22 protein-coding genes and 1 tRNA gene are annotated in these 24,105 nt (G+C 71.7%); 5 read left to right on the top strand and 18 right to left on the bottom strand.

Annotation, left to right across the window (positions count from 1 at the left end; translation table 11 throughout):
• Nucleotides 1-126: 126 nt before the first annotated feature.
• Complete coding sequence (locus ABZ809_RS19085) at nt 127-1,773, top strand: cellulose-binding protein (RefSeq protein WP_357563838.1); 1,647 nt, start codon at nt 127-129, stop codon at nt 1,771-1,773.
• 127 nt (nt 1,774-1,900) lie between these two features.
• On the opposite strand, the gene ABZ809_RS19080 is transcribed toward ABZ809_RS19085, so the two are convergent.
• Nucleotides 1,901-2,302: a hypothetical protein gene (locus tag ABZ809_RS19080; protein ID WP_357563837.1), complete on the bottom strand. Its 402-nt coding sequence runs from the start codon at nt 2,300-2,302 to the stop codon at nt 1,901-1,903.
• Nucleotides 2,295-3,041, bottom strand: coding sequence for a hypothetical protein (locus ABZ809_RS19075; protein ID WP_357563836.1), 747 nt, complete (start codon nt 3,039-3,041; stop codon nt 2,295-2,297). Before ABZ809_RS19075 ends, ABZ809_RS19080 begins: the two co-directional genes overlap by 8 nt.
• Nucleotides 3,042-3,302: 261 nt before the next feature.
• Here ABZ809_RS19075 and ABZ809_RS19070 point away from each other — a divergent pair, with 261 nt between their 5' ends.
• Complete coding sequence (locus tag ABZ809_RS19070; RefSeq protein ID WP_357563919.1) at nt 3,303-3,752, top strand: SRPBCC family protein; 450 nt, start codon at nt 3,303-3,305, stop codon at nt 3,750-3,752.
• 479 nt (nt 3,753-4,231) lie between these two features.
• On the opposite strand, the gene ABZ809_RS19065 is transcribed toward ABZ809_RS19070, so the two are convergent.
• The 7 genes from ABZ809_RS19065 to ABZ809_RS19035 all read right to left on the bottom strand — a co-directional run bounded on the left by ABZ809_RS19065 (nt 4,232) and on the right by ABZ809_RS19035 (nt 7,890).
• Nucleotides 4,232-4,993 (bottom strand): ABC transporter permease, encoded by a 762-nt coding sequence (locus ABZ809_RS19065; RefSeq protein WP_357563835.1) that lies wholly within the window; start codon nt 4,991-4,993, stop codon nt 4,232-4,234.
• Between the two features lie 2 nt (nt 4,994-4,995).
• On the bottom strand, nt 4,996-5,757 hold the full coding sequence (locus tag ABZ809_RS19060) for an ATP-binding cassette domain-containing protein (RefSeq protein WP_357563834.1): 762 nt from the start codon (nt 5,755-5,757) through the stop codon (nt 4,996-4,998).
• Nucleotides 5,758-5,881: 124 nt separating this feature from the next.
• Nucleotides 5,882-6,412, bottom strand: coding sequence for an EXLDI protein (locus ABZ809_RS19055; RefSeq protein ID WP_357563833.1), 531 nt, complete (start codon nt 6,410-6,412; stop codon nt 5,882-5,884).
• A 43-nt stretch (nt 6,413-6,455) separates the two neighbouring features.
• Nucleotides 6,456-6,761: a DUF1048 domain-containing protein gene (locus ABZ809_RS19050; protein ID WP_357563832.1), complete on the bottom strand. Its 306-nt coding sequence runs from the start codon at nt 6,759-6,761 to the stop codon at nt 6,456-6,458.
• 1 nt (nt 6,762) lies between these two features.
• Entirely contained in the window at nt 6,763-7,119 is a 357-nt protein-coding gene (locus tag ABZ809_RS19045) for a DUF1048 domain-containing protein (protein ID WP_357563831.1), read from the bottom strand.
• Nucleotides 7,116-7,442 (bottom strand): PadR family transcriptional regulator, encoded by a 327-nt coding sequence (locus ABZ809_RS19040; RefSeq protein ID WP_357563830.1) that lies wholly within the window; start codon nt 7,440-7,442, stop codon nt 7,116-7,118. Before ABZ809_RS19040 ends, ABZ809_RS19045 begins: the two co-directional genes overlap by 4 nt.
• Nucleotides 7,443-7,816: 374 nt before the next feature.
• A tRNA-Thr gene (locus ABZ809_RS19035) sits at nt 7,817-7,890 on the bottom strand.
• A gap of 159 nt (nt 7,891-8,049) precedes the next feature.
• Here ABZ809_RS19035 and ABZ809_RS19030 point away from each other — a divergent pair.
• Nucleotides 8,050-9,783, top strand: a complete 1,734-nt coding sequence (locus tag ABZ809_RS19030; protein WP_357563918.1) for a metallophosphoesterase — start codon at nt 8,050-8,052, stop codon at nt 9,781-9,783.
• Nucleotides 9,784-9,829: 46 nt separating this feature from the next.
• Here ABZ809_RS19030 and ABZ809_RS19025 read toward each other — a convergent pair whose 3' ends face one another.
• Together ABZ809_RS19025 and ABZ809_RS19020 are read right to left on the bottom strand one after the other, a co-directional pair.
• A complete protein-coding gene (locus ABZ809_RS19025; protein WP_357563828.1) occupies nt 9,830-10,828 on the bottom strand; it encodes a hypothetical protein in 999 nt (332 codons plus the stop codon).
• Entirely contained in the window at nt 10,816-11,796 is a 981-nt protein-coding gene (locus tag ABZ809_RS19020) for a LuxR C-terminal-related transcriptional regulator (RefSeq protein ID WP_357563827.1), read from the bottom strand. The genes ABZ809_RS19025 and ABZ809_RS19020 overlap by 13 nt, the downstream gene beginning before the upstream one ends.
• 241 nt (nt 11,797-12,037) lie before the next feature.
• Here ABZ809_RS19020 and ABZ809_RS19015 point away from each other — a divergent pair, with 241 nt between their 5' ends.
• Complete coding sequence (locus ABZ809_RS19015) at nt 12,038-16,003, top strand: S8 family serine peptidase (RefSeq protein ID WP_357563825.1); 3,966 nt, start codon at nt 12,038-12,040, stop codon at nt 16,001-16,003.
• Between the two features lie 67 nt (nt 16,004-16,070).
• Here the strand turns inward: ABZ809_RS19015 and ricT are convergent, their stop codons facing one another.
• The 6 genes from ricT to tmk all read right to left on the bottom strand — a co-directional run bounded on the left by ricT (nt 16,071) and on the right by tmk (nt 21,868).
• Nucleotides 16,071-16,931, bottom strand: a complete 861-nt coding sequence (ricT, locus tag ABZ809_RS19010; RefSeq protein WP_357563824.1) for a regulatory iron-sulfur-containing complex subunit RicT — start codon at nt 16,929-16,931, stop codon at nt 16,071-16,073.
• Between the two features lie 100 nt (nt 16,932-17,031).
• Nucleotides 17,032-17,718, bottom strand: coding sequence for a hypothetical protein (locus ABZ809_RS19005; protein ID WP_357563823.1), 687 nt, complete (start codon nt 17,716-17,718; stop codon nt 17,032-17,034).
• Nucleotides 17,718-18,023, bottom strand: coding sequence for a hypothetical protein (locus ABZ809_RS19000; protein WP_357563822.1), 306 nt, complete (start codon nt 18,021-18,023; stop codon nt 17,718-17,720). The genes ABZ809_RS19005 and ABZ809_RS19000 overlap by 1 nt, the downstream gene beginning before the upstream one ends.
• A gap of 1 nt (nt 18,024) precedes the next feature.
• Nucleotides 18,025-18,354 (bottom strand): YbaB/EbfC family nucleoid-associated protein, encoded by a 330-nt coding sequence (locus ABZ809_RS18995; protein WP_357563821.1) that lies wholly within the window; start codon nt 18,352-18,354, stop codon nt 18,025-18,027.
• A 149-nt stretch (nt 18,355-18,503) separates the two neighbouring features.
• Nucleotides 18,504-19,769 (bottom strand): DNA polymerase III subunit delta', encoded by a 1,266-nt coding sequence (locus tag ABZ809_RS18990; RefSeq protein ID WP_357563820.1) that lies wholly within the window; start codon nt 19,767-19,769, stop codon nt 18,504-18,506.
• Complete coding sequence (tmk, locus tag ABZ809_RS18985; protein WP_357563917.1) at nt 19,769-21,868, bottom strand: dTMP kinase; 2,100 nt, start codon at nt 21,866-21,868, stop codon at nt 19,769-19,771. The genes ABZ809_RS18990 and tmk overlap by 1 nt, the downstream gene beginning before the upstream one ends.
• A gap of 302 nt (nt 21,869-22,170) precedes the next feature.
• Here tmk and ABZ809_RS18980 point away from each other — a divergent pair, with 302 nt between their 5' ends.
• The gene (locus ABZ809_RS18980; protein WP_357563819.1) at nt 22,171-23,379 is read left to right on the top strand and encodes an amino acid deaminase/aldolase; all 1,209 of its coding nucleotides are present in this window, start codon (nt 22,171-22,173) and stop codon (nt 23,377-23,379) included.
• 100 nt (nt 23,380-23,479) lie between these two features.
• On the opposite strand, the gene ABZ809_RS18975 is transcribed toward ABZ809_RS18980, so the two are convergent.
• Nucleotides 23,480-24,055 (bottom strand): TetR family transcriptional regulator, encoded by a 576-nt coding sequence (locus ABZ809_RS18975; RefSeq protein WP_357563916.1) that lies wholly within the window; start codon nt 24,053-24,055, stop codon nt 23,480-23,482.
• Nucleotides 24,056-24,105: the final 50 nt, after the last annotated feature.

Genomic DNA, 24,105 nt, shown 5'->3' with positions numbered 1-24,105 from the left:
TGTTTCAGCAATGTTTCGGGTCACCGGCCGGGGCCAGGGACGCAGGCACAGGACGTGTGGCGCGCGCGCCCGCAGGACGGCGTACTGCCGCATCCACTCCTCAGGAGGTCGACAGTGAAAGCCAGAGTGAGACCGAAGCTACTCGCGGGCAGCGTCGCCTTGGCCGCGGTCGCCACCGCCGTCGTGGCCCTGCCGATGGTGCAGGTATCGGCCGCCGTCAGCGGCCCCAACCTCAGCCTCGGGGCTGGCGCCGACGGCTCCAGCAAGGCCAGCGGGACCAGCTTCGGCAACGCGATCGACGGCAACATGAGCACCTACTGGTCGCCCACCGGCTCGACCGGTCGCATCTCGGTCAAGTGGGGCACGGCCACCACGGTCGCCGCGATCAGCATCCGCGAGGCATCCGGCGCTGTCGGGGTCATCGGCTCGTGGCGGGTCGTCAACAACGACACCGGCGCCACCCTGGCCACCGGCAGCGGGGCGGGCGAAATCAGCTTCGCCCCGATCTCGCTTAGCAAGATCAATTTTGAGATCACCAGTTCGAGTGGCACGCCGCGAGTCGCCGAGTTCGAGACCTACGCCTCGACGACCACTCCGCCGACGACCACGCCCCCCACCACCCCGCCCCCCACGACTCCGCCACCCACCACGCCGCCGCCGACCACGCCGCCGCCGACGACTCCGCCGCCGTCGGGCAACGTCCTGTACGTGGCGCCAACAGGCAGCGACAGCGCTTCCGGGACGGAGTCGAACCCGACGACGCTCGCCTCCGCGATCACCCGTATTCCCGCAGGTGGGACGATCTACATGCGGGGCGGCACCTACCGCTACTCGCAGACCATCACCATCGCCCAGGGCAACAACGGCACGTCGAGCGCGCGGAAGAAGCTGTTCGCGTACGCGGGCGAGACCCCGGTGCTGAATTTCTCGGCCCAGAGTGAGGATCCGGCGAACCGCGGCCTCGCCGTGGGCGGGTCGTACTGGCACATCTCGGGCATCATCGTGGAGCGCGCCGGCGACAACGGCATCCTCCTCGCCGGCAACTACAACATCATCGAGCGGGTGGTCACCCGCCACAACCGCGACTCCGGGCTGCAGCTCTCCCGCCTGGTGGCCAACGCGCCCAGGGACCAGTGGCCGTCCAACAACCTCGTGGTCAGCACCGTGTCACACGACAACGTCGACTCCGACGGCGAGGACGCGGACGGCTTCGCCCCGAAGCTCACCGTCGGCTCGGGCAACGTCTTCCGTTACACCGTGGCACACAACAACATCGACGACGGGTACGACCTCTACACCAAGTCCGACACCGGGGCCATCGGGGCGGTGACCATCGAGTACTCCCTCGCCTACGACAACGGCACCCTCAGCAACGGCGGCCAGGCCGGGGCCGGCGACCGCAACGGCTACAAGCTCGGCGGCGAGGACATCGGCGTCAACCACGTCGTCCGGGGCAACATCGCCTACGACAACGGCAAGCACGGGTTCACCTACAACCGCAACCTGGGCACGATGCAGGTGTCGAACAACGCCAGCATCGGCAACGCCGAACGCAACTTCACCTTCGACGGCGGCAGCTCGGTGTTCCGTAACAACACCTCGTGCAACGGCGGTTCGAACGACAAGATCATCGGCAACTCCGACAGCTCGAACCAGTTCTGGTCCGGCTCCAACGGATCCCGGTGCTCCCAGTACACCGGCGCCCTGGGCTGGTCCTTCGCATCGGATGGCCGCCTCGTCGTGACCTTCGGCGGCCGGGTGGTGACGCCCTGACCGACCCGTCCCCCGATGCCCGCTGGTGACACCGCGGGCCTGAGGGACGAACCCGCAGCGATGGCGCCGGCATCACCAGCACTGGTGATGCCGGCGCCTCGCCAGCGTCGGATTCGACTGACCAGGGTCAGAACATCAGTTCCTCGGCCACCAGTGAACATTCGCGGAGCAGCTCCTCGTCCCGGTGCGGCATGACGTAGCGGCGTTCGCGGATCAGCGCCAGGAAGTCCTCGGGAAGGGTCACCCGGTGCCGGTGGACGTAGTACGCCAGATCGTCGCGCCACAACCAGTCACCGTCGGTGCGGATCGTCGACCCGTTCATGACCTGTCGCGCCGGGTCGAACGGGTCGTCGGCCAGGTCCATCATGTCGATGAGGACGTACCCCGCTCGCAGGTAACGGACGACCTCGTCGACATCCGGCAGCTCCACGGCGGAGACGTTGTCGAAGATGCTCTCCTGGACCAGGCCCAGGCCGACCGGTCCCAGCTCGCGGAACATCCCGACGAACCGCAACGCCGGCTCACCCATCGGTCCCCCCGCCGGGATAGAAGGTCACCCACTGGCCGCCGTTCCTGATCCGAGGAACCTGCCTCACCGGACCATACCGGTTCACACCGACCGCATTGGTAGGCGCCATGACCGTGACCCCCAGCGCGTCCGCGACCTGCTGGGCCGGCGGTGCGACACCCGCGTCGGGCGCCACCGTGGCCGAGTGGCAGGACACCAGACGCACCGGCCCGCCGTCGTAGTGCGGGTTGCCGCGGATCGCCTCGGCGATCTGGGCCGGGTGGGTGTAGTTCGACGGATGGTCAGCACCGTCTGCCCCGATCAGGCCCGGCCGGAACATCCCGTTGCGCTTACCGTGGACCACGACGTCGTGGTAGCCCGGCTCGGGTGCGACGAGGTCGAAGTTCTGCATGGTCGACTCGTCGTAGCCGATCGCCGTGGCGCCGGGGCGGTGGTAGACCGGGTCGCCGCCGGCGAGTTGCGAGTCCGGTGGCCGGGTCGGCTGGTGCGGATGTGTGCTGGGATCCTTCCAGTCCCGCCTGCTGCCCATCAGGTCCGTCGTCACCGGTACTCCCAGCAGGGCATTGAGCACCTGTGGAAAGAGCACGGCGAACGCCGTGTAACCGGCGAGAGCGGCACCACCCAGCACCGCTACAGCGGCGATGCCGACGGCGGGGACCGCTCCGTAACAGCCGGCGAGGCCGTCGGCCATGCCGCCACAGTCGATGGGTACGCCGTCGGCCAGCACACTGACAGACACCGCCGCAGACATAGCCTCCCCATCCGAGCGTCGGGACTGAGCCATGTGCACGCATCTGCGCACACCTGCACACTCGCCGCTTCGGGTTGAATCAGGGTAACCGGCCATCGTGGACGGTGGAAGCCGCGCCAGACGCTGTCAGTGATCAAGGGTCGGCCTCCTGCGGACTGGATGAGGACCGTCAACGGCCCCGCGAGAGCCAACGTTTGCCTCCGCCCAGACCGGGAAGGCGCACGGCAGGGCCGGAGGCGAGGAGACGTGATGATCGAGGTCTGTCGAACCATCCGCACCCCACCCGACCGGATCTTCGCTGTGCTCGCGGATGGCTGGAGCTACGCCAGCTGGGTCGTCGGTGCCGCCCACATACGGGCCGTCGACGAGGGCTGGCCCGCAGTGGGTACCCGGGTCCATCACCGGGTGGGCCCGTGGCCGCTGCAGGTCGACGACCGCACAGTGGTACGCGAGATGGAGCCGAACCGGTTACTCGAACTCGACGCGCACGCCGGGCCGCTCGGGATCGCTCGTGTCCGCCTCGCATTGGAGCCCGTCTCGGACACGACCACCCGCGTACGGATGGGCTGGAGGGCGGCCGCCGGGTTCGCCCGCTTCGTCCCGGAGGCCGTACTGTCGCTGATGCTGCGCCCGCGTAACTCGGAAACACTGCACCGTGTGGAGGACCTCGCGATGCACCGAGAGCTCCCTGCACCGTAGGTGGGGCTGCTGTTCCCGATCACCGCACTCCCGGCGATATCACCGCCCTCTTCCCGGCGATGATTGCCCGCGGCAGCACGCCTCGGCGTCGAAGACGCTGGACGGGTACGCGGGGCTGTCCGGCGACGGCCCGGCCGCGGTCGCCAACCGGCTGGATGAGGCGGTCACGGCCCGAAGTGCGGACCATCGGCCGCCCGGCACCTCGGCGGCGGCGTGGTCGACCTCGGAAAAGGCGAAGCCCAGGCCGTTGACCTGGGCTTCTCACCGAGCCGCCTGACGGAACCGAACCGTCGACCTACGCCAACCGTACGTCACGAGCCACGGCTTGTTATCGATCGCCAACATCCATCGCTGACCTGCGCAGACGCTATCGCCAGCTCATCAACCCTAGTCACCGATAGTTGTTCATCGGCAGAGGTTCTCGGGGGTAAGCGGGGGCACCGTCGACCCCTTGCAGGACATGCACGACCCCGGTCGGTTCAGGCGATCTTGCGGCGGTAGACGGCCATCGCGAACGCGTAGGCGATGACCAGGATTCCGGCGCACCAGGCGAGCGCGATCCAGATGTCGTTGCCGACCGGCTGTTGTTCGAACAGCGCTCGGATGGCGTTGACGATCGCGGTGACCGGCTGGTTCTCGGCGAAGGCCCGCACTGGGCCGGGCATCGTCTCGGTGGGGACGAACGCTGAGCTGATGAACGGCAGAAAGATGAGCGGGTACGAGAAGGCGGATGCTCCGTCCGGGGTGGACGCGGTCAGGCCGGGGATCACTGCGAGCCAGGTCAGGGCGAGGGTGAACAGCGTGAGTATGGCCGCCACGGCGAGCCAGGCCAGCAGCCCGGCGGAGGAGCGGAAGCCGATTGCCAGCCCGACTCCGAGGATGACCGCCACGGAGATGCCGTTGGACACCAGAGAGGTCAGCACATGGCCCCACAGCACTGACGATCGGGCGATCGGCATTGAGTGGAACCGTTCGAAGATGCCGCTCTTCATGTCCATGAACAGCCGGAATCCCGTGTACGAGATGCCGCTGGCGATCGCGATCAGCAGGATGCCGGGCATCAAGTAGTTGACGTAGTTGTCGGTGTTGGCCTGGATCGCGCCGCCGAACACGTATCGGAACAACAGCAGGAACGCGATGGGCATGATCGTAACGGTGATGATGGTGTCGAGGCTGCGGGTCACGTGCTTGATCGAGCGGTCGAGCATCACGCCGGTGTCACGGAGAACGTGAGTGGTCATGGTCAGGCCTGCTTTCCGACGACGGAGAGGAACACTTCCTCGAGGGTGGGCTGCCGTTCCACGTACTCGACCTGGGCTGGTGGCAGCAGTTTCCGCAGGTCGGCCAGGGTGCCGGAGACGATGATCGTGCCCTCGTGCAGGATCGCGATCCGGTCGGCGAGCTTCTCGGCCTCCTCCAGGTACTGCGTGGTCAACAGCACCGTCGTCCCATCGCCGGCGAGCTTCTGGATCTCGTTCCACACCTCGATGCGGCCCTCCGGGTCGAGGCCGGTGGTCGGCTCGTCGAGGAAGATGATCGGGGGGTCACCGATGAGACTCATCGCGATGTCGAGCCGGCGGCGCATGCCTCCCGAGTACGTCCCGACGCGGCGCCCGCCGGCGTCGGCCAGTCCGAACCGGTCGAGCAGTTCGTCCGCGGTCTCGCGGGGGTTGCCGACCCCGCGGAGCCGGGCAACCATGACCAGGTTCTCCCGGCCGGTGAGGATCTCGTCGACGGCGGCGAACTGCCCGGTGAGGCTGATCGATTCGCGCACCCGCAGCGGCTCGGACCCGACATCGAACCCGTGGACGCTTGCCGTGCCGCCGTCCGGCTTGAGCAGGGTGGACAGGATGCGCACGACCGTGGTCTTGCCGGCGCCGTTCGAGCCGAGCAGCGCGAAGATGCTGCCGCGCGCCACCTCGAAGTCGACGCCCTTGAGGACGGGTAGTTCCTTGTAGGACTTCCGCAATCCGGTGACCCGGATCGCCGGGCTGGCTGTTGCCATGTGCCGCCTCCTGTGCGTGGGCAGGGGTCATCGCCGGACGGCCGCTGTCGGCTCGTCCGTGAAGTGGGGACGTGTGTGATCGACGGGCGAGCCGGCGGCTCGTCCGTGGCTGGTCAGGCGTGGATCAGATGTCGAGGTCCTCGATCGTCGGTTCGTGGACGGCGTCGAGAACCAGCTCGTGAAGCTCGGTCGGGATGATCTCGCGCAGCGCGGCGAGGTCGTCGGCGATGCGCAGGCTGGAGTCTGCGGGAATGCGCGTCCAGGATTGGTTGGCGCTCCAGTCGCCGACCCAGGCGCGCCAGCCGGTGCGGTACTTCTCGGCGTTCGGTCCGGTGTTCACATGCGCCTCGGACCGCTCGAGGTGCACGACGTACTTCTCGCTGCGGGTGCGGTAGACCCGGTAGGTCTCGTCGCGCTCGTTGCCGGTCCGCTCCATCTCGGCCAGCAGCACGCCGGAGAACCGCTGCTTGCGGCCGAGCCCGGGTCCGACGCGCACGACGACATCGTCGTATCCCTGCTGCCGGCCCTCCTCTACCTCGACGTAACGGCGCAGCGCGGCGGCGATGGTCGCCGACAGGGTGCCGCCGGCGAGCTCCTGGGCGCGCTGGAACAGCGGCAGGTCGTCGTCGGACACGTAGATGGTCTTGTTGGGCATGACCTGACTATACGCACACCTATACGCATAGACAATGCTGGAGCTATCTGGGGAGGGACTCCTGATAGACGTCGGCGTAGGTGCGTGAGTCCTTGATCAGCTCATCGCAGAAGGCGGCGACGTCGGTGCCGGTGACTTCCAGAACTCCCTTGCCGGCTGCGACGCCCTCCTCGAAGAAGTCGACGATGCCAGGGAGCAGGCCCCCGTCGAGCAGGTCGGTCGGCCCGACCTTGAACAGGTAGCGCTGCATCTCCTGGTAGACGATCCGATAGTCGGGCGGGAGAGCCTTGACCCGGGCGACGTGCGCCCGCCACTGCTTCTTGCCCTCGATGATGTTCCGGATGCTCACGTCAGTCTCCTAGCCGGGCCAGTTTGCGTGCCACGTTCTGGTTCAACTGCCTCCGCCACCGGTCGCGGTAGGTGCGAGCCCCCGCTCCGCCGGCCAGTGCCGTCGAGAAGCCGGCAATGTCGTCGCCGAGCACCTCGTCAATGCGCTGCCCGTCGGCTGCGGCTTCCTCGAGCAGCCCGAGAGCGGCGTCGGCGATAGGGGTCAGGTTGCGGCCCGTGAAGCTCCCGTACGGGAAGAGGTGAGTCACGATCTGTCCCCATGCGGCCTGATAGTCGGCCGGCAACGCCTGCGCCCGGGCTTCGAACGCCTTCCACTCCCGGGTCAGATCGCTGCCCGTGATGGTCTCCCAGAAGTTCATGCCCCGCCCTCCTTGAGTTTGTCGATCCGCGAGGAGACGTACTGCCATTTCGTCCAGAACGTCGCGAGCTCCCTGCGCCCGGCGTCGTTGAGTGTGTAGAACTTGCGCGGCGGACCCACCTCGGACGGCCGCTTCGACACCTGGACGAGCTTGTTGCGCTCCAGGCGCAGCAGAATGGTGTACACCGTGCCGTCGACGACGTCGGCGAAGCCGAGCTCGTTCAGGCGGCGCGTGATGGCGTAGCCGTAGGTCTCCTCACGGCCGATGATTTCGAGCACGCAGCCCTCAAGCGTGCCCTTCAGCATCTCGGTCAGATCCTCCACCCCAGCCCCCCAAATCCGGTATCTAGTAGCGCCGGGTACCGGTACACGGTATCACTGAGTACCGCTAGCCGGTAGTACTGAGTACTGGAGATTTCTGCCGGTCAAAGCGGAAGCGGTAGCCCAAGCCAGGCTCGGCGAGAAGGCGCGTCCAACCGCGCAGGCCCCGGCGGAACCGGGCGGCCCATCCCCGCCAGCAGAACCCGCCAGCCAGCACGGCGCGGCAGGCCCTCGAACTTTCCCGCCGCACCAGGGTCCTGGTCAGACCATCGGCGACACCTGGTCGCGTGGCGGAGTTTTCGGGGGGGGGGGCTCAAATCCTCATCGATACAAGCGATGCCCTGACCTGCGTCTCCGCTGGTCAGGGCATCGTCCCGAGCCGCCTGACGGAATCGAACCGTCGACCTACGCATTACGAGTGCGTCGCTCTAGCCGACTGAGCTAAGGCGGCAACGATCGCCAAGTGTACGGCACAACCCGGCCACCGGCCGAACGGGTTCCCCTCAGTCCGCCGACCCGGACATCCGACCCGGATCCGTCGCCCGCCGGACAGCGGGTCCCGTGGGCCCGGACTACGCTGCGGCGGGTGACCGACGATCGCGCCCCCGACGTGGCTCCGCAGGACGACCCGGAGCGGAGCGCGCACGCGAGCGAGGCGGCCGGTGGGCGGGCCGCGCGCCGGCCAGGCAGCACCGATCCCCGGGAGTTGGGCTTCACCCCGCGCAAGCCGGTGCCGTGGCTCGCGCCGTTCCTGCTGATCAGCACCGGCATCCGTACGCTGCTCGCGATGCTCTTCGGGGCGTACCTGGACAAGCGGGAGCTACAGAACTCGCTCGACGCCGGCATCGCGCGGCAGGTCGGGCCGGACGGCGGGCTCTGGCTGGACTACGTGGCCGACCTGGGCGACGGCTTCAACGCCACCTACTCGGTGGCCTACCTGCTCGCCCAGCCCGAGCTGGAGGTCGACGGGCACCGGTTGCCCCGCGCGCAGACCCTGGTCATGGGCGGCGACCAGGTCTACCCGTCGGCGGCCTTCGAGGCGTACGAGGACCGGTGCAAGGGGCCCTACCAGGCCGCGCTGCCGGTCACCCCGCCCGAGCGGCCCACGCTGTTCGCGGTCCCCGGCAACCACGACTGGTACGACGGACTGACCGCCTTCCTGCGGCTCTTCGTCCGGTCTCGGGACCGGCACTTCGGCGGCTGGGAGACCGGGCAGTCCCGCTCGTACTTCGCGGTGGAACTGCCCGCCGACTGGTGGCTGCTCGGCCTCGACGACCAGTCCGGCTCGTACCTGGACGACCCCCAGCTCACCTACTTCGACAGGGTCGCCGAGCGGCTGGGCCCGCGCAGCCGGGTGATCGTGGCCGTGCCGGCGCCGACGTGGGTCAAGGCCGTCGACCATCCCACGGCGTACGACTCGATCGACTACTTCATCCGCACCATCGTGGCGCCCACCGGGGCCCAGGTGCGGCTGCTGGTCTCCGGCGACCTGCACCACTACGCCCGGTACGCCGGCCCGGACCGGCAGCTCGTCACCTGCGGCAGCGGCGGCGCGTACCTCTACCCGACGCACCGGCTCCCGGAGCGTATCGAGGTGCCGCCGCGCGACACCCTCGCCCGGCGGGCCAGCGTCTCCCACCCGTACGAGCTGGCCGGCCGCTACCCGGAGGCCGCCCGCTCCCGGCGGTACGGCTGGGGCATCTTCCCCCGGCTGCCGCTGCGCAACCCGGGCTTCACCACACTGCTGGGCGCCCTGCACACGCTGCTGATGCTGGCGATGGCCGGTGTCGTGACGAACCCGAGCGGTACGGAGCAGCGGCTGTTCAGCGTGCCGCTGATGGCGATGCTGATCGTCACGATGCTCAGCGCGGCGTTCTTCGCCAAGCCGCCCAGTTCCAGCGGGAAACGGCACGCCCGGCACTGGATCCTCGGGGTGGGCCACGGCCTGGCGCAGATCGGGCTGGCCGCCGCCGGCACCTGGGCCTGGCTGGCCCTGCCCTTCTACGACTGGCCGTGGCCGCTGCCGGCCGTCGCCGCGGCGGTGGTCTACGGCCCGGTGGCGGGGCTGGCGGCGAGCCAACTGGTGGCGGCGTACCTGCTGGTGGCGGGCGCGTTCGGGGTGAACATCAACGAGCTGTTCGCCGGCCAGGGCATCGAGGACGCCAAGGCGTTCCTGCGGCTGCGCATCGATCCCGACGGGGCTCTGACGATCTACCCGATCGCCGTCGACCGGGTGTCCCGCGACTGGCAGGTCAACCCCGACCAGTCCCCCGAGTCCTCCTGGCTGGTCCCGAGGCAGCCGCTGCGCCCCCGCCTGGCCGAGCCCCCCGTCACCATCGTCTGAGACGTGCCAGTTCCACCACGGCCGGCGGCGGGCCCGGGTACCGCGGCTAATCGAGCAGCGGTGGCCTGCCACCACCTCCGGAGCGGGAGGACAGCTGGCGGAAAGCCGCCTGGACGCCGGCCTGGAACCGGGTGCGCGCCCCGAGGTCGCTCATCAGGGTGGCGATACGCCGTTGCACGGTCCGGTACCCGACGCCGATCTGGCGGGCGATCGCCTCGTCGGTCAGCCCGGACAGCAGCAGCACCACCAACCGCCCGTCGTCGATCTCCGTGGTCCGGTTCCGGCCTTCGCCTCCAGCGCGGTGGGCGGGCAGGTGCAGGGGCACCGCCCGGTGCCAGAGGCTGTCGAACAGCGTACGCAGCGCGTCGAGCAGCGCCGACGGGTGGACGATGATGGCGCTCTCCTGCCCGATCGGGCCGGGCTGCATCGGCAGGATCGCCCGCTGACCGTCGGCGATGTACATCTTCATCGGCAGGTCGGGCAGGACACGAGCCTGCTGCCCGGCGCGGATCAGCTCCTCGATCGTGGGCAGTCCACCGCTCTCCTCCACGGCCGCCCGGTCGTAGATGCAGCGGCTCTGCACTCCGGCGGCGAGCAGTTCCCGGTCGGTCGCGGCGGTGCTCTCCAGATAGACGTACGGCGGCTTGTCGAAGCAGCACAGCTCTCGCCGGGCACTGCGCTGGACCTGGTTCACCGCCTGTTCCATCGCGCGGCGGCCACGCACCACCTCGACGACGTGCGGGTCGACGTCGGCGCGGGCCTCCCGGTACGCCTCCGTGAGCCGCAGGACGTGGTCGTGCGTCCGGTCCAGGGACGCCTCGCGCTCCTGGAGGAGCCCCGCGACGACGTCGGTGGCGGACGCGGTGTAGCGGGGCGGGCTTCCGGGCTGGACGCCGACCAGGCCAGCGGCCTCGAGCCGGGCGAGCGCGTCGGACAGACGGCCCGGCCCCGACCACATCGCGGCGAGTTCGGCGAGGGTGGTGCCGGGACGTTCGAGCAGCAGATCGTAAGCCGTCTCCTCGGCGTCACCGATCAGTTCGTACACAGCTCCTCCCGGTCCTCGGCGGTCAGCCAGCCGCGCTGGACGGCCTGGTAACCGGCCTGGAACCGGGTCACCGCGTCGAGCCGGGCGAACAACCGGTTCATGTGCCGGCGGACGGTACGCGGGTGGCAGCCGAGGTGCTCGGCGACGTCCTGTTCGGTCAGTCCCGCGACCAGCAGGGCGAGCAGGTCACGTTCGAGGTCCGACGGCGCATCCGGGTCCGACTCGACCCGCTGCCGCACCCCCACGTCGAGCGGCACGGCCCGTTCCCAGAAGCTCTCGAAGAGGGCCAGCAGCGCCGACAGCAGGACGGAGTCGCGGACCAGCAGGCAGGTCTCCAGCGCGAGGTCCGGTCGCAGCGGCACGAGGCCCACCCGCCGGTCGCAGAGCATCAACTTCATCGGCACGTCCGCGACCCGGGCCTGCTCACCCGCCGAGACGAAGCGGGCGAGCCGGGCGAGCCGCCCCGGGATGGCCACGCCCTCCCGGTCGTAGATGGTGCGCATCCGTACCTCCTGACGCTCCGCCTCCTCGGCGGGCAGGGCGAACGCGTTCAGGTACGGCGGCGCGTCGAAGATCAGCAACTCCCGCTCGGCGCTGCATCTGAGGTTCTGGAAGGCGGCGTGGATGGCGTCGCGCCCGTGCAGCACCTCGACCAGTTCCGAGTGTTCGGCGGTCGCGGCCCGCTGGAACCGGTCGGCCATCCGGGTCACCCGCTGGCGCAGTTCCCGCAGGGACTCCCGGCGCTCGGTCAGCAGGGAGCCCAGCGCGACGTCGGGTGCCACCGCCGTCCACCGGGGAGGCTGGCCGGGCAACCGGGTGGCCAGGCCCAACTCGGCCAGGCGCGCGAAGTCGGCGGTTCCGGCGACGTCGGGCGACACCGGGTCCGCGCTGGCGACCAGTGACTCGTAGAGGGCCTGCTGCCCGGGAGACAGGCCGAGGTCGGGGAACGACCGTCGATCATCCCGCATCCGGTCATGCTGCCCCCGGCCGGCGGTGGCGACAAGGGTCCTGTGGCTCTTCGTCTGGCCGGGTGATCCGATCCGTACCCACCGTCACCTGCGAAGACGCGGATCCCTTCCGGAGGGGTGCCCCATTCACGCCAGTGGCGTGAACCAGGCAGGCGGACAGCTTCCGTGACGTCGAAGCCGCTGCGAAGCTCCACGGGACGCATCCGTTCCCCCTGCGTACACCCCTCGGAGAGGAATATTCATGTCGAGCCTGATCCCACGGCGATCACGGCGTGGCGGGGTCGCCGGCGGCCTCGCCGTCGTGGTGACCGTCGCCACCGTCGGGGTTCCGTCACCGGTGACCGCCGCGCCGACGGCGGGCGAACCGGTGCCGAACCCGACCGCGACGACCACCGTGACCACCGGAACCGGCGAGGGCCTTGAGGCGACCGTCACTCTGATCACCGGCCACCGGGTGCGGTACGTGGAAGGAGCGGACGGCCGGAGCAGCGCCACGGTGACCAGCTCGCCCGACGGCCCCGCCGCGACGGACGCGTTCCGTTCCTACTCGGACCCGACCGGGGTCTACGTCATTCCTCAGTCGGCGCAGGATCTGGTGGCCAGGGGCCTGCTGGACCAGGAACTGTTCGACGTGCGGTACCTGGCGCGCAACGGTTACGGCGACGACGTTGCTCAGACGATGCCGGTGATTGTGAGCTACGGCGCGGGTACGAAGGCGCGGGCGGCTTCCCCGGCAGCGCTGCCCGGCACCACCGTGCGGCGCGACCTGCCCAGCGTGGCCGGCGCGGGGCTGTCCGTGGAGAAGGCCAGGGTCGGTGACTTCTGGGCCGCGCTGACCGGTGGCGCCGACCGGGTCGCCGCTGCCCGTGGACCGGCGGCGAAGACCACCGGACCGTCGCTGGCCTCGGGAGTCGGCAAGGTGTGGCTCGACCAGAAGGTCAAGGTCGACCTCGCCGAGAGCGTGCCCCTGATCGGCGCGCCGCAGGCCTGGGCCGCCGGGCTCGACGGCAGCGGGGTGAAGGTGGCGGTGCTCGACACCGGCATCGACGCCGACCACCCGGATGTGCGGGGCAAGGTCGTGGGCTCGAAGAGCTTCGTGCCGGGCGTCGAGTCGGTGACGGACGGGCACGGCCACGGCACCCACGTCGCGGCCACCATCGCCGGCTCGGGCGCCGGCTCGGGCGGCGCGCGCAAGGGCGTCGCCCCCGGCGCGGACCTGCTCGTCGCGAAGGTGCTCAACGACGGCGGCAACGGTGACATGTCGTGGATCATCGACGCGATGGAGTGGGCTGCCACCAGCGGCGCGAAGATCGTCAGCATGAGCCTCGGTGGCGATCCCACCGACGGCACCGACCCGGCGAGCCAGGCGGTGAACCGGCTGACCGCCGAGACGGGCACCCTGTTCGTCATCGCCGCGGGCAACTCCGGCCGGGAGAACACCGTCGGCGCCCCGGGCGCCGCCGACGCGGCGCTGACCGTGGGCGCGACCTCCAAGACCGACGAACTCGCCGACTTCTCCAGCCGGGGCCCCCGGGTCGGTGACCGGGCCATCAAGCCGGACATCTCCGCGCCCGGCGTGGGAATCGTCGCGGCCCGCGCCGCCGGCACCTCGATGGGCACCCCGGTCGACGACCGGTACACCTCGGCGAACGGCACCTCGATGGCCACCCCGCACGTGGCGGGCGCGGCGGCGGTGCTGGCCCAGCAGCACCCGGACTGGACCGCCGCCCAGCTCAAGCCGACGCTGATCGGCACCAGCAAGGACGCCGGCCACACCGCCTACGAGCAGGGCGCCGGCCGGCTCGACCTGGCCCGCGCGGTGCGTCAGCAGGTCACCACCGGCACCGTCAACGTCGACTTCGGCACCGTCTCCCCGAACACCGACCCCCGGCTCGACCGGCAGGTCAGCTACCACAACCCCACCGCGCAGCCGGTCACCCTGACCCTGACCCCGACCCTGCGCCGGATCTCCGGTGGTGACGCCACCGGCGCCCTGAACACCCCCGCCTCGGTCACCGTGCCGGCCGGCGGCACCGGGGAGGTCACCGTCTCGCTCGACGCCGCCGGGCTGGAGATCGGCAGCTACACCGGTTCGCTCGTGGCCACCGACGAGGCCACCGGGACCCGGCTGACCCTCGCGGTCGGGCTGATCCGGCAGCCGCCGATGCGCACGATCACCACCCGCATCGTCGGCGTGCCCGGTGACCCCATCGCGATGGGCAACGCCCCCTGCGACTTCCGCAACCTCCGGGACGACACGTCCTACCTGGTCATGATGGGTGGTGTGCCGGGCCAGAACGCCATCCAGGGCGTCGGGTACGTCCCGGACGGCGAATACCACGTGAGCTGTTGGGGCGCCTACTGGGGCGACACCGAGGCGTTCCGCCACCAGGCGTGGCTGGAGAACCCGCAGTACACGATCAGCGGTGACGCCACCCTGGAGTACGACCTCGCCCGCGACCTGGTGGAGCTGGAGAAGATCGACACGCCGCTGCCGAGCGAGGCGGTGCACCTCGGCATGGGCAGCACCTTCTCCACGGCGTCCGGTCTGACCTACTCCAACATGTGGTACACCGGACCCGGCCACGCCTACAGCTGGCGGACGCACGTCGTACCGACCCGGGCCAAGCCAACGATCGGCCAGTACGGGACCTGGTTCGAGCAGCTCCGCGCCGCGCCGGAGGCCACCACCACCGTGCACGGCAACGGCCGGCTCCGGGTGAACCCGACCTACCTCACCGACAGCGAGTTCGCGCCGAAGTTCGCCACCGACCAGCGGCTCCAGCTCGCCAGCCGGGCGGACCTGCTGGCCGGTCGCGACGTCAAGGGCAAGCTGGTCCTGCTCGACAGCCCGGCCAACAGCTGGTTCGTCGACGAGATCGAGCAGGCCGCGAAGGCCGGCGCGGCCGGTGTGCTCCAGTACTTCGTCGGCCGCGACGACATCGGCCTGCCCGCCCAGATCCCCCCGTACGACATCGTCAAGCCCCGGCTGCCGCTGCTCTGGCTCGACGGCGCGCAGGGGGCGAAGGTGGCGAAGGTGATCGCCGGGGCGAAGCGGCCGTACGTCGACATCGACGCGCAGCTCGTCAGCCCGTACCAGTACAAGCTGCGGCACCACACCGCCGACCGGATGCCGGCGAAGCCGGTCGACAGCGTCCGGCACCGGGACCTCGTCCAGGTGCGCAGCGAGCAGCACGCCCAGGTGCCGTCGCCGCAGTACCAGACGAACGCGCACGAGGTCAGCCACACGTTCGTCCCCGGCCAGACGTTCAGCGCCAACGCCGCGCACGACTACGACGTGCCGGTCGCCCGCACCGAGTACTACAACGTCACCGGCCCGGACGTCCTCTGGGCGCGGTACTTCACGGTGATCAACCGGGCCGACGGCGCCAGCCGCGGCACCGACCACATCGGGACGTTCACCCGGCCGCTGTCCCGGACGGAGAAGATCCACCAGCCGCCGGTCGTGCTGGGCGCCCTGCCGAGCCACCCGCCCCTGACCCACACCTGCATGTCGTGCCGGGACGGGGACACCATCTACCTGCTCGAACGCTCGTCGTCGGCGGCGGATCTGACCAGCTCCGTCTCCGGGACTCGGCGGGTGCAGGCGACGCTCGAACGGGACGGCGTCCGGATCGTCCCGAACCCGCCGCCGGGCCGCGGGGGGAACTTCCTGCACTGGACGGTGTCTCCGGAGCCGGGCGAGTACACCCTGCGGACCGTCCGCGAGGACCGGTTCTCCGGGCAGACGCTGGCGAAGCGGATCGCCACCGACTGGACGTTCCGCTCGGCCGGCGCGACCGGCACGGTACGGGAGCCGGCGCAGTGCTACACCGCGCTGATCAACATCGGCACGGGCACGTGCGACTGGCAGCCGTTGATCCAGCTCGAACACGACTTCGACCTGTCGCTCACCGACACCGCGCAGGCGGGGCGGGCGTACCGGTTCGAGGTCACGCCGCACGCGGCGCCGAACGCGCCCCGGATCGCCGGGCTGCGCACCTGGGTGTCGTACGACGACGGGGCCACCTGGAAGCAGGCGGTGGTCGTGCCGGGCCTCGGCGGCAGCTACCACGCGCTGGTCGTACACCCGAAGCTGGCGAAGACCACCGGGGCGGTCTCCGTACGCACCGAGGCCTGGGACCGCTCGGGCAATCGCGTCGTGCAGACCATCGACCGCGCCTACGGCCTCACCGAAGCCCGGTAGGCCTCTCCACTGCACCTCGGTCGCCCTCCGCGTCCCCGACGCGGAGGGCGACCTCTTTCTGCGCCGGTCAGCTTTCCTCGGCTTCCGCGATCGACTGGTCACGGCTTTCGTAGGCCTGCCGGGGCCCGCAGACCGAAGCACGCGAGCAGGAACATCGGGAACCGTCCGCGTCCATCCGTACGGTGACCGCGTCGCGTGGCACGCTGTGCCCCACCACCCGGCCGGTGCCCTCGGGGGTCGTCACACGACTGCCCACTGCCGGGGCGGACTCCTGGAACCGCTGGTAGAGCGGGTGCTCGTACTTCAGGCAGCACATCAGCCGGCCGCACGCCCCGGAGATGCGCAGCGGGTTGAGCGGCAGGTCCTGGTCCTTCGCCATTCGGATGGTGACCGGCTCGAAGTCGGTGAGGAAGGTGGCGCAGCAGAGGTCCCGGCCGCAGGAGCCGATGCCGCCCTGCACCCGTGCCGAGTCCCGGGCGGAGAGTTGGCGCAACTCCACCCGGCAGTGCAGGGTGGCGCCGAGGTCCCGGACCAGCGACCGGAAGTCCACCCGGTGCGGCGCGGTGAAGTAGATGGTGCTGCGCTCGCCGCCGCCCTCGGCCGTCCCGAGCACGTGGTCGATGGCCACCACCTTCATCGGCAGGCCGTGCTCCCGGATCAGCCGCTTCGCCGCGACCTTGGCCTCCGCCTTGCGCCGGCGTACCGCCTCGTCGCGGTGCAGGTCCTTCTCCCCCGCCAGCCCGGCCAGGCGGGGAAAGCCCGAGGTCTCCTCGGAGACCCACTGCGCCGCCCAGACGCACTCGGCCACCTCGGGCCCGTCGTCCGTCGGCACCAGCACCTTGTCGCCGACCTGGGGGCGCAGCTCCCCCGGATCCAGGTAGTAGAGGCGCCCGTACCGGTGGAAGCTGACCGCGCAGAGCATGCCCATGCCTCACACCCTACGACGCGCGGGCCGGGGCGGCCCGGCCGGCCGTCGCGACCCGACTACTCAGTGCAGCCATTCCGCGGTGGTCGAATCGTCCGGCGGGCTACCAGCCGATCCGGGTGGGGGTGTCGTAGCGGGGGCGCTCCGTCACCGGCGCCCGCCAGCGGGACTCGGCCATGCTCGGCGCCCACTCGCGCAGCAGCGTCTCGGCCCCGTCGTAGGCGACGCCGAGCACGGCCAGCACCCGCGTGGCGATCTCGGCGGCCTCGATCGCGCCCGGCCCGGCCGGCTCCTGACGCCTCGCCGCACCGGCCGGCACCGACGTCGCCGCGACCACGGCCACCGCCTCGGTCGACCGGAGGACGTCGGCCAGCGCCCGGGCCAGGGCGAGCCGGCTGCCCTCCACCCAGTCGGCGAGCGCATCGGCGTAACCGGCGGTCGACTCCAGCCGGCCCACCAGGCTGTCCGGTCCCTCGTCGAGGTGCCGCAGCAGGGCCGCCCGCTCCTGCCCGTACGCGGACGAGGCCGGGCCGGACCAGAGGACCGGATCGGTCAGCGCGGCGCAGGCGTCGTCGTAGCCCCGCACCAGCCGGCGCACGGCGTGGCCGGCGGTGGCCAGCGGCACCGGGTGCAGGTCGAGGAAGTGCCGGACGGCCTCGCCGGGCAGCACCTGCATCCGGCGCAGCAGCGGCCAGACGCGGTGCCCCTCGGGCGCACCGGCGGCGAGCAGCGTGTCGACCCGGCGCAGCAGGTCGAGGCCGGGCTCGGCGAGCCGGTCCAGCGCGTCCATCACGCCCCTCCGGTGAGCCGGTGGCGCGCGGCGCGGTCGGCCTCGGCGTAGTAATCGGCGGCGGCCCGCACCGCTGTCGCGGCGGCGGCCAGCCGCTGGGCCGCGGCGTGCGCCTCCCGGGCCCGGTCGCCGGTGGCGGCGGCCCACTGCCGGTGCAGGGCCCGCCCGATCTCGCCGGGCCTGCCGGGGGCGTCGGCACCGAACGCGGCCTGCGCAGGGTCGCTGGCGGTGACCCGGCGGGACACGGCGGTCATGGTCTCGCTCGCCTCGTCGAGCCGGGCGGCGAGGGCCCGCAGGCTCTCCATCTCAGGCTCCCGCCAGCGGGCGGTAGGCGGCGAAGGTCTCGTTGTGCAGCTTCTCCCGGGCCCACTCGGCGGCGTCGGCCGCCGCGGTGACCGCCGCCTGCACCGCGCGGGCGACGTCGCGCGGGCTGCGGGTGTGCAACGGGCCGAGGAACCGCACGTCGGTGATCCGCCCGCCGGCTGTGACCACCACTTCGACGAGCCCGTCGGGCGACCGCACGGTGACCTCGACGGTCGACACCGCCTGGTCGAACTCGGCCTGGAGGGACTCGATCCGGCGGTAGCGCCGCACCGCCTCCTCGATCCAGGCCTCGTCGATCTCCCCCCGCGGCATCGGCGGACTCCTCCCGGGACAGGGAATCACTGTGCGTACCGCCGTCGTCACCACGGCACACCGGACCGTACCGCACAGCAATTGCGCCTGTCGATGCCTGTGGACGGCCGGTCCGACCGCCGGGACCTCGCCGTCGCGCTGCGGCCGGCTCAGCCCTTCCAGAGCGAGAGCATCATCGCCTCGACGGCGATCCGGGGTTTGACGTTCGCCTCGATCGCCGCCCGGCACTCCAGCACCGCCTCCAGGCGGCGCAGCGCTCCCTCGGCGTCCCACTTCTGCGCGCCCGCCCCGGCCAGCGCGGCGGTGTCGGTGTGCACCGGCGCCACGGGGGCGCGTAGCGCCATGGTGAGCGCGTCCCGGTAGAAACCCGCCAGGTCGACCAGCGCCCGGTCCAGCGCGTCCCGCTGCGCCCGGGTGGCCCGGGACTTCTGCCGCCGCTCCAGGTCCTTCAACTGCCCGGCGGCGCCCCGGATGGCGCCGGCCGCACCCCGCCCGGTGCCGCCCGCCCCGAGCGCGGTCTCCAGCGCCGCGCGCTCGGCCGCGGCGGTCTCCGCCACCGACGCCTCGGCCTCCGCCTCGGCCGCCTCGATCAGCGCCGACGCCGCGTCGAACGCGGCACCCACGCCGGTCAGCCGGCGCGGCACCGCCAGCACCGCCTCCCGGCGCTTGCGCGCCTCCGGGTCATTGGCCAGCCGGCGGGCCCGCCCCACGTGCCCCTGCGCGGCCGCCGCCGCCCACCGCGCCACGTCGGGCGGGACACCGTCCCGACGGACCAGCACCTCGGCCACCGCGTCCGGTGCCGGCTGCCGCAGCGGTACGAGCCGGCAGCGCGACCGGATGGTCACCGAGACGTCGTCCGGGTGGGTGGAGGGGGCGCAGAGCAGGAAGACGGTCCGCGGCGGCGGCTCCTCGATGGCCTTGAGCAGCGCGTTTCCGGCGGCCTCGGTGAGCCGGTCCGCGTCGGAGATGACCACCACCTGCCAGCGCCCGCCGGACGGGGTGCTGGCGGCGCGCAGCACCAGCGCCCGCATCTCGTTGACGCCGATGGAGAGCCCGTCCGGTACCACCATCCGGACGTCGGCGTGGGTGCCGGCCATCGTGGTGTGGCAGCCGGGGCATTCGCCGCAGCCGGTGCCGTACGCGCACTGGAGGGCGGCGGCGAAGGCCCGGGCCGCCACCGACCGCCCCGACCCGGGCGGCCCGGTGAAGATCCAGGCGTGCGTCATCCCCGCCCCGGGGTCGACCGTCGCCGCCTCCGCGCCTCCTGCCTCCTCGGCCAGCGCGTCGAGCTCGTCCCCGACGGCGGTCGTGGGCGCGGCGGCGGCGCGCAGCACGGCTGCCGCCGCGGCGGCGGCCCGGCGCAGCGTGTCGACCGCCTCGTCCTGCCCGACCAGGTCGGCGAAGACGTCCGGCATCAGGTCCGGCGCTCCATCGGTACCAGCTCCGATTCGGATAACTCCGGCTGCACCGAGGTGTCCGGGCCCTGGGCGGGACGCGGGTGCACGATGCCGCCGGGCCTGCCGAACATCTCCTCGACCCGCCGGGCCACCTGGCCGGCGATCTCCTCGACCGGGCGGGACGCGTCGAGCACCAGGTAGCGCTTCGGGTCGGCGGCGGCGAGGTCGAGGAAGGCGTACCGGACCCGCTCGTGGAAGGTCACCGACTCGGCCTCCAGGTGGTCCGCCGCCTCGGCGCGGGCCGCCACCCGGGCCAGGCCGGTACGCGGGTCGACGTCCAGCAGCACCACCAGGTCGGGCTTGAGCCCACCGGTGGCCCAGGAGGAGAGCCAGGAGACCTCGTCGACGGGGAGCGTCCGCCCCGCCCCCTGGTACGCCAGGGACGAGTCGACGTACCGGTCGCTGATCACCGCCGCGCCCCGGACGAGCGCCGGCCGGACGACGGTGGCCACGTGGTGCGCCCGGTCGGCGGCGTAGAGCAGCGCCTCGGCGCGCGGCGACGGCACGTCGGACCCGGGCGCGCCGAGCAGCAGCGACCGGATCCGCTCGCCGACGGCGGTGGCGCCCGGCTCCCGGGTCACCACCACGTCGCGCCCCTGCCCGCGCAGCCGCTCGGCGAGCGCGGCGAGCTGGGTGGACTTGCCGGCGCCCTCGCCGCCCTCGAAGACCACGAAGAGGCCGGCGGAGACGAACGGCTCGGCCGGCATCAGCGGGCGACCCCGGATCGAGCCCCAGAGGTCGGCCAGGACGGGAACGCCCTTCTTGTCGTCCATCTGCCCGAACGCGCTGATCCCGGCGAAGATGCCGGCGGCGCCGGCGGCGAGCAGCAGCAGTCGGGTGGACGAGATCGACACGCCCAGGTCGGCCAGCTCCAGCCGGCGCGAGCCGCCGACGCCGGCGAGCAGGCTGCTGAGGCCGATCGCGAGGATCAGCACGAGCCGGGTGCCGATCTGCACCACCGCGAAGACCCGGCCGCGGACCTCGTCGGCGATCTCGCCGCCGAGCAGGGTGGTGCCGGAGAGGAACGCCATGCCGGCGCCGGCGCCGACCAGGATCGCGCCGACCATCGCCATCGACAGGTGGATGGCGAAGGCCAGGGCCATCACCGAGGCGCTGGCCAGCACGATGCTCATGCCGAACCAGCGCCGCCGGGACATCTCCTTGACGATCATCGGGCCGAGCCCGATGCCGAGCGCGAGGCCGACAAAAATGGCGCCGAAAAGCAGGTAGAAGGCGGCGTCACCGGCGCCGAGCGAGGTGGCGAAGAACTTGGCGGTGCCGATCACGATGCCGCCGCCGGCGAACGCGCCGAAGATGCCGAGCACCAGGCCGCGGACCAGCGGGGTCTGGCCGATGTAACGCCAGCCCTCCTTGAACTGGCGCGTCATGCTCTGCTCGGTGCGGTCCCGCTCGGCGGCCTGTCCCTGGCTGATCTCCCTGATGCCGTACGCGACCACCAGCGCGGTGGCCAGCCGGGAGAACGCGTTGAACCAGAGCGCCAGGTCGGCCGGCTCGGCCCAGTTGGGCGTCGAGCCCCCCGTTGCCCCCCGCACGATGCCGTCGAGCGCGGCGAGGATCAGCGCGGCGAGGATGGGGGTGAGGCCGTACGTGGTGATCAGCGTGAGCTGGTTGGCGGCCTCCAGCCGGGCGCGCGGGATCAGGTTGGGGACCGCGGCCTCCTTGGCCGGGATCCACAGCAGCGTGATCGACTCGATCAGGAAGGTGGCGATCGCCGCCCAGCCGACCACGACGGGCCCGCTCGCCCCGAGCAGCGCGACCAGCGGGATCGAGGCGAAGAGCAGGAACCGCAGGATGTCGCAGATGACCATGGTCCAGCGCCGGTCGAACCGGTCGGCCAGTACGCCGGCGACCGGGCCGAGCACCAGCGCCGGCAGCAGCCGGATGGCGATCACGCCACCGAACGCGGCGCCCTGGGCGGTGCTCCCCTCGACCTGGGAGGCGGCGAAGACCGACGTGGCGAGCAGGCCGAACCAGTCGCCGAAGGAGGCCGCACCGAGCACGATCCAGAGCCGGCGGAACGGGGTGATCCGCAGCACCGAGCGGATGGCCGCGTAGCCGGAGTGGTCCGTGATGGGCTGCTGCTCGGCGGTGCCGCCGGGCTTGTTCGAGGACGGCGACACGCCGGGCGACTCGCCGTTGAACTGGCTTTCGATGGCCGTACCTCCACGTGCCGGCCCATCGCTGGGCAGTCCCGGTGGAACACTCTAGACCCGGCGGGTCACCTGCCCCGCCGCGACATTCTCCTGTTCGTCGAGCCTAGGCCGCCGCGACCACCGCCCGCAGCCCGGACAGACGCGAGGGTATTTCGCATTGACCGCCGGACAGTTAGCGTGCACACGTGGCCATCGAAAGCGACAAACTTCGTGACCGCCTCGACCGGGCGACCGCGCACCTCGACCCGCCGTACGCCGTCGTCGACCTCGCGGCCTTCGACGACAACACCGCCGCGCTGGCCGGACGGGCCGACGGCAAACCCGTCCGGCTCGCCAGCAAGTCGGTACGCGCCCGCGACCTGATCGGCCGGGCGCTGGGGCGGCCCGGCTGGCACGGCGTGATGGCCTTCACCCTGCCCGAGGCGATCTGGCTGGTCCGCTCCGGCGTGACCGACGACGCGCTGGTGGCGTATCCCACGGCCGACCGGGGGGCGCTCGCCACGCTCGCCGCCGACCCGGCGCTCGCCGCCGCCGTCACGCTGATGATCGACGGCACCGACCAGCTCGACCTGGTCGACACCGTGTGCCCGCCCGGGCGGCGGCCCGAGCTGCGGGTCTGCCTCGACCTCGACGCCTCCTGGCGACCGCTCGGCGGGCGGGTGCACGTGGGGGTGCGCCGGTCACCGGTGCACAGCGCCCAGGCGGCCGGCGCGCTCGCCGCCACCGTCGCGGGCCGGGCGGGCTTCCGGCTGGTCGGGCTGATGGCGTACGAGGCGCAGATCGCCGGCCTCGGCGACGCGCCGCCCGGGCGGGCGGCGCTCGGCTCCGCGATCCGGCTGGCCCAGCGGCGGTCGTACCGCGAGTTGCTGACCCGCCGGGGCGCGGCGGTGGCGGCCGTACGCGAACACGCCGACCTGGAGTTCGTCAACGGCGGCGGCACCGGCAGCGTGGCCGCGACCAGCGCCGATCCCGCGGTCACCGAGATCACCGCGGGATCGGGCCTGTACGGGCCGACGCTGTTCGACGCCTACCGCGCCTGGCGTCCCACCCCGGCGGCGTTCTTCGCCTGCGCGGTGGTCCGCAGGCCGGGGCCCGGCCTCGCCACCGTGCTGGGCGGCGGCTGGATCGCCTCCGGCCCGGCCGAGGACAGCCGGCTCCCCCGCCCGTGGCTGCCGGACGGCCTGAAGCTGATCGGCACCGAGGGTGCCGGCGAGGTCCAGACCCCGCTGGCCGGCGCGGCGGCCGACAAGCTGCGGGTCGGCGACCGGGTCTGGTTCCGGCACGCGAAGGCCGGCGAGCTGTGCGAGCGGGTCAACGAGCTGCACCTGGTCGAGGGGGATGCCGTCGTGGCCACCGTGCCCACCTACCGGGGGGAGAGCCACGCGTTCCTCTGAACCGGCCGGGCCGGCGCACCCGGAGGCCCGGCGCACCCGAGTCGTGGTGCACCCGGGCCCCCGCCCCGGGGTCAGCACACCCGGGGCCGGCGCGGCCCGGTCAGCCGGGCTGGTTGGCGTCGGCGGGGGCGTCGACCTGGCGGTGCAGGTACTCCCGGATCAGCGCCTTCGCCTCGACCAGCACCCGGTCGTCACCCTCGGGCTGCCGCCGGAACGCCAACTTGATCAGCGCGTCGGCCGCCTCGACGGCGATCTCCAGGTGGAACCGGAGGTCGGGGACGTCGGTCAGCCCGAAGCGCTCGGCGAGCACCCGGGCGAGCTGGTCCGCGATCACGCCGTTGTTGTCCCGCTGCTCGTCGAGCAGGTGCAGGTCGACCACGTCGCCGAAGTGCAGGGTACGGAATCCCGGAACGGTGCGGTGCATCGAGATGTACTCGTCGATCCCCGCGTCGACCCCGTCCCACCAGTGCGTCAGGTCGTCGGAGGCGAAGCGCTCGTCGAGCCGCTGGAGGTAGGACTCCATCGTGCGCAGGGTCAGCGCCTGGACGATGGCCCGCTTGTCCGGGAAGAACTGGTATACCGACCCGATCGCCACCTCGGCCCGCTCGGCGAGGAGGGTCGTGGTCAGGCCCTCGTACCCCACCTCGTCGACGAGTTCGGCGCAGGCGTCCAGCATCCGCTGGACCCGCGCGACACTTCGACCCTGCACCGGTACGCGACGCAGCG

The sequence above is a fragment of the Micromonospora sp. NPDC047074 genome, from assembly GCF_040643815.1.
Taxonomy (GTDB): domain Bacteria; phylum Actinomycetota; class Actinomycetes; order Mycobacteriales; family Micromonosporaceae; genus Micromonospora.
Note: the sequence above shows the minus strand (reverse complement) of the source record. Positions and strands in the feature narration are given on the sequence as shown.